Raw genomic sequence first — 11,377 nt, 5'->3', positions numbered from 1 at the left:
TGGGACCAAAATGGGATGCGGGAAGTGATATATTATGAAAGAAGCCATCTACAGCTGGATCAAATGCCTTGCCATATTTTATATTCTGTTGACTATGCTCATCCATCTGGTGCCTACCGGGAAATATCAGCGTTATGTGCGTTTTTTTATGGGACTTTTGCTGATGGTTATGCTGATCACTCCCATGCTTTCCATTCTGGAAAAAGCTAAGACACTGCCGGAAAGCTTTTCCAGCCTTTACCAGCAGGAAGAAAAAAAGCGGCTCACTCTTGATCTGGAAAATCTTCAGAAAAGCCTTCTGGAAAAAGGTGTGGAGGAGCAGCTTGAGAAAAATATTCCGGAATCTTTGAAAAAGAAAGGCATAGAAGTGACGGCATGCAAAGTACATATAGAAGGGGAGCTGTTAAAAGTCTGCCTGTGGACGAAGGAGGTGCCAGATGGAGAGCTTGAGAGGGGGATAAAAGATGAACTTGCAGCAAACTGGGGAATCAGGGAAGAAAACTGTGAAGTCCTTGCTTGGGAAAATGGGAAGCAGACAATGGGTGATTCTTCTCCTTTTGGGACTTCTGCTTACGGTAATTGCACTTCCGGTATCCGATAAAAAGGATAGCTCCCCGGAAGTAAAAAGCAGTTCCTTTTTTTCAGCTTCTTCTGAGAAAAATACAGATGCAGAACGGACAGTTCTGGAGAAAAAACTGGAAGATCTTTTATCCCAGACAGAAGGAGTGGGAAAAGTGCGGGTGCTCCTTATGACGGGGGAAGAAAAAGACAGCAGCAGTTTCTACGATTCCGGAAATCAGGCGGTGACCGGAGTGCTGATCGCGGCGGAAGGAGCAGATAATTCTGTGGTTTCCAGGAATATTGTAGAAGGAGTTATGGCATTATTTCAGCTGGATGCCCATAAAATTAAAGTAATGAAAATGAAATGAGGAGAGGTAAAGTGAAAAAGATTCTGAAAAAGAACCAGGTAATCATTACTTCACTGGCGGTTCTGATCGCAGTTGCAGGATACCTGAATTTTGCAGATGTAGATCTTGGCCTGAAAAATAAGGAGGCAAGCGCGGACAGCAGCAGTATTCTGGAGGATGTAGACTATGATCTGACCGATGAAACAGCCCTTCTGGATGAGAACGGGGCGGATAGCAGCCTTACGGATGTGCAGGATCAGACCACCAGCACGCCGGGGGAAGCTGTACTTACTGCGGCTTCTGATTTTGCGGCCCAGGCCAAACTTTCCAGAGAACAGATCCGTTCCCAGAATAAAGCAGACCTGCAGGCTATTATTAACAACCAGGATCTGGGAGATGACCAGAAGCAGGAGGCTGTGAGCACCATGGTTTCCATGGCGGATCTGACGGAAAAAGAGTCGGCAGCAGAACTTCTTCTGGAAGCCAAAGGCTTCGAAAATGTGATCGTAAACCTTACCGGAGAAACGGCAGATGTGGTGGTTCCGGAAGCAGATCTGACAGATGCAAAACGGGCTCAGATTGAAGACATTGTGAAAAGAAAAACGGGAATTGCGCCGGAAAATATTGTGATCACGCCGTTAAATGAAAGCGAGGAAGAACTGGTAAATAAAGATGAATCACTGGAGACTTCCGTGGATATTGATGATGATACTACAGTAAATCCGTGATAATACTACAGTAAATCCATGATATACCCCCTTGACAGTGCAGCAGTCCTTATACTAGAATAGGAATGCTGCAAAAATGTAAGAATACACGCTCTAGAGCGTGTTTGAAATAGAGAATTCAAATAGGAGGCTAAACGTGTCGAAGTATACGAAAGAAATAGAAAAAAGAAGAACCTTTGCCATCATTTCCCACCCGGATGCAGGTAAGACTACTCTGACTGAGAAATTCCTGCTGTATGGCGGAGCCATTAATCTGGCCGGTAGTGTTAAAGGAAAGGCAACGGCCCGCCATGCAGTATCAGACTGGATGGAAATTGAAAAGGAGAGAGGTATTTCCGTTACTTCTTCCGTATTGCAGTTCCATTATGACGGTTACTGCATCAACATTCTGGATACTCCTGGACATCAGGATTTCTCAGAGGATACTTATCGTACCCTGATGGCTGCAGATTCTGCAGTTATGGTAATCGATGGGTCCAAGGGTGTTGAGGCACAGACCAGAAAGCTGTTCAAGGTCTGCGTTATGAGACACATTCCTATTTTTACTTTTATCAATAAAATGGACCGTGATGCCAACGATACCTTTGATCTTCTTGACGAGATCGAAAAAGAGCTTGGAATCGCAACCTGCCCTATTAACTGGCCAATCGGTTCCGGTAAGAAATTCCGCGGTGTTTACGACCGCAACACGAATAAGATCCTTACTTTCACAGATACCCAGAAAGGTACCAAGGAGGGAACTATTGAGGAAATCGATCTGGATTCTCCTCATGCACTTGAGGTTATGGATCCGGAGCAGAAAGAACAGCTTCTGGAGGAAATCGAGCTTCTGGATGGCGCAAGTGCCGAGTTCGATCAGGAGATGGTAAGTAAGGGAGAACTGACTCCTGTGTTCTTTGGATCCGCTCTTACCAATTTTGGTGTTGAGACTTTCTTGGAGCATTTCCTGAAGATGACTACGTCACCTCTTCCAAGAATGGCAGACTCAGGTCTTGTTGATCCTATGAGCGATGATTTTTCTGCTTTTGTATTTAAGATTCAGGCAAATATGAATAAGGCTCACCGTGACAGAATTGCATTTATGCGTATCTGCTCCGGCAAATTCGATGCCTCCCAGGAGGTTTATCATGTACAGGGGGATAAGAAGATGAGACTTCTTCAGCCCCAGCAGATGATGGCTGAGTCACGCCATGTAGTTGAGGAGGCTTATGCAGGAGATATTATCGGTGTATTTGATCCCGGTATTTTCTCTATTGGAGATACGATCTGTACGCCTGGAAAAAAATTTGCATTTGAGGGCATTCCTACATTTGCACCGGAGCACTTTGCAAGGGTAAGACTTCTGGATACCATGAAGAGAAAGCAGTTTGTAAAGGGAATTAACCAGATCGCACAGGAAGGTGCCATCCAGATTTTCCAGGAGCTTTACGGAAATATGGAAGAGATCATTGTGGGCGTTGTTGGTGTGCTCCAGTTTGATGTTTTGAAATATCGTCTGGAGAACGAGTATAATGTGGAAATTCGTCTGGAAAATCTGCCATATGAGCACATCAGATGGATTGCGAACAAGGATGAGATTCAGGTGGACAAGATCGTCGGAACTTCTGACATGAAGAAGGTTACAGATCTGAAAGGCAATCCGTTGCTTCTGTTTATCAATGCATGGAGTGTGGGCATGACAGAAGACAGAAATCCGGATTTAATATTAACAGAATTCAGTAAATAACTCTTTTCATTTTTGACGCATTTTGCTATAATTAAAGAAAGTCTCGGATAGAAATAGAACTGCGCAGATGCGTGGGATAGTCCGTTTCGTGTAAATACGCCGTAAGGCAGATTTGACGCTGGCCTCGGGGAAAGATGCGAATTTTCCGGCAGCCGGCAGATTAAACCTAGGAGGTTTGTAAGCATGGCAGAGAAGAGAACAACATATAAAATACAGGATATTGAGGGAATCGGTGAGGTTCAGATCGCAGATGAGGTCGTTACTATTATCGCCGGACTTGCCGCTACAGAAGTAGACGGAGTTGCCTCCATGGCAGGTAATATTACCAATGAGCTGGTAAGCAAGCTTGGAATGAAGAATCTCTCCAAGGGAGTTAAGGTTGAAATTGTTGACAGTGTGGTAAGCGTTGACCTTACCCTGAATATTGAATATGGCATGAATATCCTTGAGACCAGCAAGAAGGTTCAGGAGAAAGTAAAAGCAGCCATTGAGAACATGACAGGACTTGAGGTTGCAGATGTCAATATTCATATTGCAAGCGTAGATATGGAGAATGAAAAAAGCAAGTAAACGAAAAAAGGAAAGTAAACCTTTCCTTTTTTTTCTATGAATGTCTGCGTGAGCTGGCATTTCTTTGCAGGGATTTTCGGGAGTTACAGATAGTAGGAGGAAACATGAGAAGAAGGGAACAGAGAGAACATATTTTTAAGCTGCTTTTTATCAGCGAGTTTAATACACAGAAAGAAATGGAAGAGCAGCTGGCTTTATATTTAGCTGATATTGAGAATCTGGAAGAGAGCGACCGGGACTATATCAGCCGCAAATATATGAACATTATGAACCACACAGATGAGCTTGATGAGAAGCTGAACAGCATCAGTATGGGATGGAAGACAAGCCGTATGAACCGTGTTGATCTGACAGTTCTTCGTCTGGCTGTGTATGAGCTTGAATATGAGAAAGAGGAAGTGCCGGTAGGAGTTGCCATCAATGAGGCTGTAGAACTGGCGAAATGCTTCGGTTCTGAAGAGTCCGGTGCATTCGTAAACGGAATCCTTGGAAAGATTGCCAACCCGGATAAGAAGGTTGCTGCAAGAAAGGCATCTTCTAAGAAAGAAGAACAGACCTCTGCAAGACCGAAATCCGGTTTCAAGGTAAAGGATCCTTCCAAAAAGGTGGTAGTTGTCAACCGCAATGTAAGCTCCAGGGCACCGGAAAATAAAAATGAATAATGTCTATTCTGTTGGTCAGGTAAACCGCTATGTGAAGAACATGTTTACCCAGGACTATTTTTTACAGAATATTTATGTAAAGGGAGAGGTATCCAACTGTAAATACCACTCCACAGGACACATCTATTTTACCTTGAAGGACGAAGGCGGCACACTGAAATGCGTTATGTTCGCAGGTTCCAGAAAAGGTCTTGCTTTCCGCATGAAAGACGGAGACAAGGTGATAGCCGGGGGCAGAGTAGATGTTTATGAAAGAGATGGCGCATATCAGTTCTATGCGAAGGAGATTACTTTAGAGGGAGCTGGTGCGCTTTATGAAAGATACCTGGCGTTGAAGCAGGAGCTGGAGGATATGGGAATGTTTGCACAGGAGTACAAGCAGCCCATACCGGAATTTGCCCACAGAGTGGGGATTGTCACATCTCCTACAGGTGCTGCGATTCGGGATATTATCAACGTTTCCACCCGAAGAAATCCTTTTATCCAGAGTATTCTTTACCCGGCACTTGTGCAGGGAGAGGGAGCAGCGGCCAGTATTGTACGTGGTATCCGCATGCTGGACGAGGCAGGCGTGGATGTGATCATTGTAGGCCGGGGCGGTGGTTCTATTGAGGAACTATGGGCTTTTAACGAAGAAGAGGTGGCAAGGGCGATTTTTGAGTGCCATACACCTGTAATTTCTGCAGTGGGACATGAGACTGACTTTACCATCGCGGATTTTGTGGCGGATCTTCGTGCCCCTACACCTTCAGCAGCGGCAGAACTCGCCTATTTTGACTGCCGGACTCTTTTGAATTCCATGCAAGGGTATCAGGAACGGCTGGAACGGGCAGTGTGGAATAAAATTGACGTAAACAGGGAAAAACTGGAAAGATATGGAACACGTCTTCAGTATCTGAATCCAGAGAGCCGTCTGCGTGACCGTCAGCAGTATGCGGCAGATGTGCAGGAACGAATCCAGTCTGCCATGGAACAAAAGATAAAAGATAAAAGACACAGACTGTCCCTCTATCTGGAAAGGTTTCACGGTCTTTCTCCTCTTCGGAAGCTGAATCAGGGTTACTCCTACGTTTCTGATAAGGAAGGAAAGACATTGACAAGCGTTTCACAGGTAAAACAAGGGGATGGTCTGCTGATTTATGTTACAGATGGTACAATAGAGGCGTCTGTACAGAATACAAAAGCCAGCAGTTACGGAGCAGATACAGACAGTGAAAAATAAAGTCAGCATGCAGATCGTGCATAGCTAGTAAAAGACTTCTGTGCACAATGTGTGCAGCAATAAAGACGGAGGTGCGGAAGGATGGCTGATGAGAAAAAAGAAGAGAAAACTCTGGAGGAGGCTTTTTCAGAGCTGGATGTTCTGGCGGGAAGGCTGGAAGACCGTGAGACCTCCCTGGAAGATTCATTTCGCCTTTATAAACAGGGAATGGAGCTTCTGAAATATTGTAATGATAAGCTTGATACTGTTGAGAAAAAAATGCTGCAGATGAATGAGGATGGTAGCCTTGGTGAATTTTCAAGATGAATTAAAAAAAAGAACAGAAGAAATTAATAAAGTGATCCAGTCTTATCTTCCGGAAGAGGAAGGTTTTGCGAAGACTATGGCACAGGCAATGAATTACAGTATTCTGGCAGGAGGAAAGCGCCTTCGCCCTATGCTGATCCTGGAAACCTTAAGGCTGTTTGGAGGAGAAGAGAAGCTGGCATATCCTTTTATGGCAGCAATGGAGATGATTCATACCCATTCACTGGTCCATGATGATCTTCCGGCTCTTGATAATGACGATTACCGGAGAGGACGTCTTACTACTCATAAAGTTTATGGGGAAGCTATGGGGGTTCTTAGCGGTGTGGCACTTCTCAATTATGCTTATGAAGTGATGCTTACAGCTTTTGACACGGCAGATACACCAGATTGTCAGGCACATGTGATTCAGGCACTGAAGGTAATGTCCCATAAGACCGGACTTTACGGAATGCTTGGCGGACAGAGTGTGGATGTGGAAAATGACGGCAAGCCTATGAGCCGTGAGATGATTGATTATATTTATGAGAATAAGACTTCTGCACTTATTGAAGCCTCTGTGATGACAGGCGCAATTCTTGGAGGTGCCACGGAAGAAGAGACTGCTATAGTAGAAAAAGCAGCAAAAAATATCGGCCTTGCGTTCCAAATCCAGGATGATATCCTGGATGTGACCAGCACCGAGGAAGAGCTGGGTAAGCCAATTCACAGTGATGAGAAGAACCATAAGACTACTTATGTGACACTTATGGGAATTGAGAAAGCATCACAGCAGGTGAAGAAGCTGTCAGATGAGGCAGTTACTTTGTTTGAAGGACTGAATAAGAAAAATGAATTCCTGTTTACTCTGGTGAACGAGCTGGTGGGACGCAGGAAGTGAAAGAAGGATACAAATGATTCTGGATAAAATAAAAAAGCCCAACGATATTCACAAAATTCCTCTGGCTGAATTTCCGCAGCTGGCAGAAGAAATACGAAGCTTTTTGATTGAATCCGTCAGCAGGACAGGAGGACATCTGGCATCCAATCTTGGAGTGGTAGAACTTACACTGGCACTGCATAATGTACTGGATTTTCCAGATGACAAGCTGATTTGGGATGTAGGCCATCAGGCATACACTCATAAGATCCTCACCGGACGAAAAGGTGAATTTGAGACCCTGCGCAAGGAAGGCGGACTGAGTGGTTTTCCAAAAAGAGGGGAGAGCAATTGCGACTCTTTTGACGCGGGACATAGCTCAGATTCTATTTCTGCAGGCCTTGGTTATGTGCATGCAAGGGATCTTCTTGGAAAGAATTATCATGTGGTTTCTGTGATCGGCGATGGTGCGCTTACAGGCGGTATGGCTTATGAGGCGCTGAATAATGCAGCCGAATTGGATACCAATTTTATAATTGTTTTAAATGACAATAATATGTCAATCTCTCCAAATGTAGGAGGAATGTCAAATTATCTCAGTGCGATCCGTACTGCAGAAGCATACACCGGAATGAAAATGAGCTTGAATAAGGCGGTAAAAAAGATTCCCCGTGTGGGAACCGCTATGGTGGATGCTGTGAGAAGGACGAAAAGCAGCATTAAGCAGCTTTTTATTCCGGGAATGCTCTTTGAAAATATGGGCCTGACCTATCTTGGACCGGTGGACGGGCATAATATGCGCCAGATGATGCGTCTTTTTAATGAGGCAAAGCGTGTGAAGGGACCGGTTGTGGTTCATGTTCTTACAGAAAAGGGACGTGGCTATGAACCTGCAAGACAGAATCCGGATATGTTTCATGGAATCGGACCGTTTGACATCAAGACTGGAAAGCCAACCCAGAAGAAGGTCTGTCCGGGTTATACAGATGTGTTTGCAGATGCTTTGTGCCAGGTGGCAGCAGAAGAAGAGAAGCTGGTTGCCATTACAGCTGCCATGCCTGATGGTACCGGGCTGAAAAAGTTTTCCCAGAGATTTCCAGACCGGTTCTTTGATGTGGGAATTGCAGAAGAGCATGCAGTTTCCTTTGCAGCCGGACTGGCACTTGGCGGAGTAGTCCCGGTGGTTGCCATTTATTCCTCCTTTTTGCAAAGAGCTGTGGATCAGATGCTTCACGATGTGTGCATGCAGAAGCTTCATGTGATCTTTGCAGTGGACAGGGCAGGTCTTGTTGGAGCAGATGGTGAGACACATCAGGGCAATTTTGACATTTCCTATCTCAGCATGATGCCTGGAATGACAGTGATGGCACCGAAGAATGACTGGGAGTTAAAGGAAATGCTTCGCTTTGCTGTGAAAGCGGATGGCCCGGTAGCAATCCGTTACCCAAGAGGTAATGCATATCAGGGGCTGCAGGAATATCAGACAGCTGTGGAGATGGGGAAAAGTGAAGTCCTTCACAGCGGTTGTAAGGTAGCAGTTCTGGCACTTGGAAGCATGGTGGAGATCTGTGCAGAGGTCTGCAGTGAATTACAGAAGGAAGGAATTGATTCTACCTTTGTAAATGTCAGATTTGTAAAGCCATTAGATACAGCTTTGCTGGATCAGCTGGCGCGGAATCACAGCCTGGTGGTAACAGTAGAAGAAAATGTGCAAAATGGTGGCTTTGGACAGCAGGTATGCAGTTATATGGAAGAACATCATCCTGGTATCCAGGTGCTGCCAGTGGCTATTCCGGATCGTTTTGTGCCTCATGGAGGTGTGGACAGTCTTAGGGTACAGCTGGGGCTTAGCGCCAATGCCATTGCAGAGAAGATAAAGAAAATTTCAGGTAACTATTCAGAAGGAATAAGAGAATGAAGAAACGATTGGATATGATGCTGGTGGAGCGCGCTCTTGCACCTTCCAGAGAAAAAGCAAAAGCATATATCATGGCCGGACAGGTTTATGTAGATGGTCAGAAGGAAGATAAAGCAGGCTCCATGTTTACTGAAACGGTGAAAGTGGAAGTCAGAGGAAACACCCTTCCATATGTAAGCCGCGGCGGCCTGAAGCTTGAAAAAGCAATGAATGAATTTGATGTAAGTCTTGAGGGGAAGGTGTGCATGGATGTAGGCGCCTCTACAGGCGGTTTTACAGACTGTATGCTTCAGAATGGCGGTGTGAAGGTATATTCTATTGATGTGGGATATGGCCAGCTGGACTGGAAGCTTCGCAACGACCCAAGAGTTGTGTGCATGGAGAAAACCAACATTCGCTATGTGGTACCGGAGGATATCCAGGAGAAACCTGCATTTTCCTCTATTGATGTTTCCTTTATTTCCCTGACCAAGGTACTGGGACCTGTGCGAAATCTTCTTACAGAGGATGGCGAAATCGTCTGCCTGATAAAACCCCAGTTTGAGGCTGGCAGGGAAAAGGTGGGAAAGAAAGGGGTTGTCCGTGATCCTGCTGTACACGAGGAAGTGATAGAGAAGGTGAGGGATTTCGCCATGAGTATTTCCCTCGAGCCATGCCATCTTTCTTTTTCTCCGATCAAAGGACCAGAGGGAAATATTGAATATCTTCTGCATCTGAAGAAAAGACCGGAGGGAACGGAGGTTCCGGACAGTCTTACTGTGAAAGTGGAGGATGTGGTTGCACAGGCACACGGAGCATTGGATAAACCGGCAGAAAAATAGTATGCAGTTGAATGCTGTTGCTTACAGGGGACAGTAAACAGATACAGGACTTTGGTATGAATAAGTTTTATATTATAACCAACAATGAAAAAGATAAAAATCTGGAATTTACAGACCGGGTAGTGGATTATCTTGGAAAAAGAGGCGGACACTGTGAAGTTCAGCTTGCAGGAAGACAGACTGCAGGTCCGTTCCACTATACGGATCCAAGAAAGATTCCGGAAGAAACACAGTGCATTATCGTACTTGGCGGTGATGGAACCCTTCTTCAGGCTGCCAGAGACATTCAGGCGGCTCACGATAAGAAGCGCAGTCAGATTCCCCTTCTGGGAGTCAATCTTGGAAATCTGGGCTTTCTGGCTGAGGTGGACAGGCAGTCTGTATACCAGGCTCTTGACAAGCTTACGGAGGATGTCTACGAGGTGGAAGAGAGAATGATGCTCTCCGGGACTGTTTACCGGGGAGACAGGGTCATTGGCAAGGATATTGCCTTAAACGACATTGTAATTGCAAGGGAAGGTCCCCTTCGTGTTGTAAGATTTAAAAATTTTGTCAATGACGAATATCTGAACTCTTATAACGCTGATGGAATTATTATTTCCACACCTACAGGTTCGACAGGATACAGCCTTTCTGTTGGCGGTCCTATTGTTTCACCAAGTGGAGAGATGACGATTATGACACCGATCGCGCCACACACTCTGAACAGCCGAAGCATTGTTTTCCCAGCGGAGGATGTGATCACGGTGGAAATGGGAGAGGGACGTCACCAGGATTGTGAAAAAGGACTGGCTTCTTTTGATGGGGATTCTGAAATTCCAATGATCACAGGAGATAAGATTGTGATCCGAAAGGCAGAGGTGAAAACCAGGATTTTGAAGCTGAATCATCTTAGTTTTGTTGAAGTGTTGAGACAAAAAATGAGGGATAGCTGATTTTTATTAATGTATCAGAATACAAATATTATTATAAGTATTGATCGTAGTATGGGAATTTTATTGATAATATCATTTTCAGAATGCGTTGCAAAGGTTCATTCAGAGCTTGTTTGAAAAAGGGGTATTGTAAGTGACAGCCTTTTTTAACAGACTTCAGGGCAGAAAATCTTTGCAGGGGAGGTTAAGAAGTGAAATTAGCAAGACATGAGAAAATTATCGAACTGATAAAAGAATATGACATAGATACACAGGAAGAGCTTGCAGCCAGATTGAATGAAGCCGGTTTTAAGGTGACACAGGCTACGGTTTCACGAGATATCCGTGCACTGAAAATGACCAAGGTTGCAGGAAAAGACGGGAAATCCCGCTATGCCATCCTGCAGGATACACAGCCAGGGCTTGGGGACCAGTATACAAGAGTGTTAAATGATGCGGTTGTGTCCATTGAGGTTGGACAGAATCTGGTAGTGATCAAAACAGTTACCGGAATGGCAATGGGAGTTGCCACAGCTCTGGATGCCTTGAAATGGCCGGAAATCCTGGGCTGTATTGCAGGAGATGACACGATTATGTGTGCCTGCAAAAGCTCTGAGCTGGCGGAGGGTGTCATGGAGAAGCTGGGCAGTATTTTGAACAGAAGATAAAAATGGAAACAGTTTGCATGACCGGAATTTTCAATCGGGTTTCAGAGCTGACTGAGAACATAAAGTGGATCGGGC

The 11,377-nt window shown here is 45.0% G+C and carries 13 protein-coding genes; all 13 read left to right on the top strand.

The window, feature by feature from the left end; translation table 11 throughout:
- Positions 1 to 34: 34 nt before the first annotated feature.
- Positions 35 to 601, top strand: a complete 567-nt coding sequence (locus I4V84_RS06060; protein WP_173769997.1) for a stage III sporulation protein AF — start codon at positions 35 to 37, stop codon at positions 599 to 601.
- Positions 558 to 929 (top strand): hypothetical protein, encoded by a 372-nt coding sequence (locus tag I4V84_RS06055; protein ID WP_226815050.1) that lies wholly within the window; start codon positions 558 to 560, stop codon positions 927 to 929. The genes I4V84_RS06060 and I4V84_RS06055 overlap by 44 nt, the downstream gene beginning before the upstream one ends.
- An 11-nt stretch (positions 930 to 940) precedes the next feature.
- Entirely contained in the window at positions 941 to 1,636 is a 696-nt protein-coding gene (locus I4V84_RS06050) for a SpoIIIAH-like family protein (RefSeq protein WP_118581034.1), read from the top strand.
- A gap of 136 nt (positions 1,637 to 1,772) precedes the next feature.
- The gene (locus tag I4V84_RS06045; RefSeq protein WP_118581031.1) at positions 1,773 to 3,362 is read left to right on the top strand and encodes a peptide chain release factor 3; all 1,590 of its coding nucleotides are present in this window, start codon (positions 1,773 to 1,775) and stop codon (positions 3,360 to 3,362) included.
- A gap of 183 nt (positions 3,363 to 3,545) precedes the next feature.
- On the top strand, positions 3,546 to 3,932 hold the full coding sequence (locus I4V84_RS06040) for an Asp23/Gls24 family envelope stress response protein (RefSeq protein WP_118581028.1): 387 nt from the start codon (positions 3,546 to 3,548) through the stop codon (positions 3,930 to 3,932).
- Between the two features lie 104 nt (positions 3,933 to 4,036).
- Complete coding sequence (gene nusB, locus I4V84_RS06035) at positions 4,037 to 4,594, top strand: transcription antitermination factor NusB (RefSeq protein ID WP_118581025.1); 558 nt, start codon at positions 4,037 to 4,039, stop codon at positions 4,592 to 4,594.
- A complete protein-coding gene (gene xseA, locus I4V84_RS06030; RefSeq protein ID WP_195991424.1) occupies positions 4,587 to 5,816 on the top strand; it encodes an exodeoxyribonuclease VII large subunit in 1,230 nt (409 codons plus the stop codon). The genes nusB and xseA overlap by 8 nt, the downstream gene beginning before the upstream one ends.
- Positions 5,817 to 5,897: 81 nt before the next feature.
- A complete protein-coding gene (xseB, locus tag I4V84_RS06025) occupies positions 5,898 to 6,122 on the top strand; it encodes an exodeoxyribonuclease VII small subunit (protein WP_118581019.1) in 225 nt (74 codons plus the stop codon).
- Entirely contained in the window at positions 6,106 to 7,002 is an 897-nt protein-coding gene (locus I4V84_RS06020) for a polyprenyl synthetase family protein (RefSeq protein WP_118581017.1), read from the top strand. Before xseB ends, I4V84_RS06020 begins: the two co-directional genes overlap by 17 nt.
- A gap of 13 nt (positions 7,003 to 7,015) precedes the next feature.
- Positions 7,016 to 8,899, top strand: coding sequence for a 1-deoxy-D-xylulose-5-phosphate synthase (dxs, locus tag I4V84_RS06015; protein ID WP_195991423.1), 1,884 nt, complete (start codon positions 7,016 to 7,018; stop codon positions 8,897 to 8,899).
- A complete protein-coding gene (locus tag I4V84_RS06010; RefSeq protein ID WP_118581011.1) occupies positions 8,896 to 9,720 on the top strand; it encodes a TlyA family RNA methyltransferase in 825 nt (274 codons plus the stop codon). The genes dxs and I4V84_RS06010 overlap by 4 nt, the downstream gene beginning before the upstream one ends.
- Positions 9,721 to 9,776: 56 nt before the next feature.
- Entirely contained in the window at positions 9,777 to 10,655 is an 879-nt protein-coding gene (locus I4V84_RS06005; protein ID WP_148462519.1) for an NAD(+)/NADH kinase, read from the top strand.
- A 191-nt stretch (positions 10,656 to 10,846) separates the two neighbouring features.
- Positions 10,847 to 11,302, top strand: a complete 456-nt coding sequence (argR, locus tag I4V84_RS06000) for an arginine repressor (RefSeq protein WP_118581008.1) — start codon at positions 10,847 to 10,849, stop codon at positions 11,300 to 11,302.
- Positions 11,303 to 11,377 lie beyond the last annotated feature (75 nt).

Origin of the sequence: Ruminococcus sp. 1001713B170207_170306_F1, from assembly GCF_015668065.1 — a bacterium.
In the GTDB taxonomy this organism is placed as follows: domain Bacteria; phylum Bacillota; class Clostridia; order Lachnospirales; family Lachnospiraceae; genus Blautia_A; species Blautia_A faecis.
This window is presented reverse-complemented; position numbering and strand designations above follow the sequence as displayed.

What these genes read in the sequence shown, in the direction of transcription:
- I4V84_RS06060 (WP_173769997.1), top strand. Translation starts at nt 35, where the DNA reads ATGAAAGAAGCCATCTACAGCTGGATCAAATGCCTTGCCATATTTTAT.
- I4V84_RS06040 (WP_118581028.1), top strand. Translation starts at nt 3,546, where the DNA reads ATGGCAGAGAAGAGAACAACATATAAAATACAGGATATTGAGGGAATC.
- nusB (WP_118581025.1), top strand. Translation starts at nt 4,037, where the DNA reads ATGAGAAGAAGGGAACAGAGAGAACATATTTTTAAGCTGCTTTTTATC.
- xseA (WP_195991424.1), top strand. Translation starts at nt 4,587, where the DNA reads ATGAATAATGTCTATTCTGTTGGTCAGGTAAACCGCTATGTGAAGAAC.
- xseB (WP_118581019.1), top strand. Translation starts at nt 5,898, where the DNA reads ATGGCTGATGAGAAAAAAGAAGAGAAAACTCTGGAGGAGGCTTTTTCA.
- dxs (WP_195991423.1), top strand. Translation starts at nt 7,016, where the DNA reads ATGATTCTGGATAAAATAAAAAAGCCCAACGATATTCACAAAATTCCT.
- I4V84_RS06010 (WP_118581011.1), top strand. Translation starts at nt 8,896, where the DNA reads ATGAAGAAACGATTGGATATGATGCTGGTGGAGCGCGCTCTTGCACCT.
- I4V84_RS06005 (WP_148462519.1), top strand. Translation starts at nt 9,777, where the DNA reads ATGAATAAGTTTTATATTATAACCAACAATGAAAAAGATAAAAATCTG.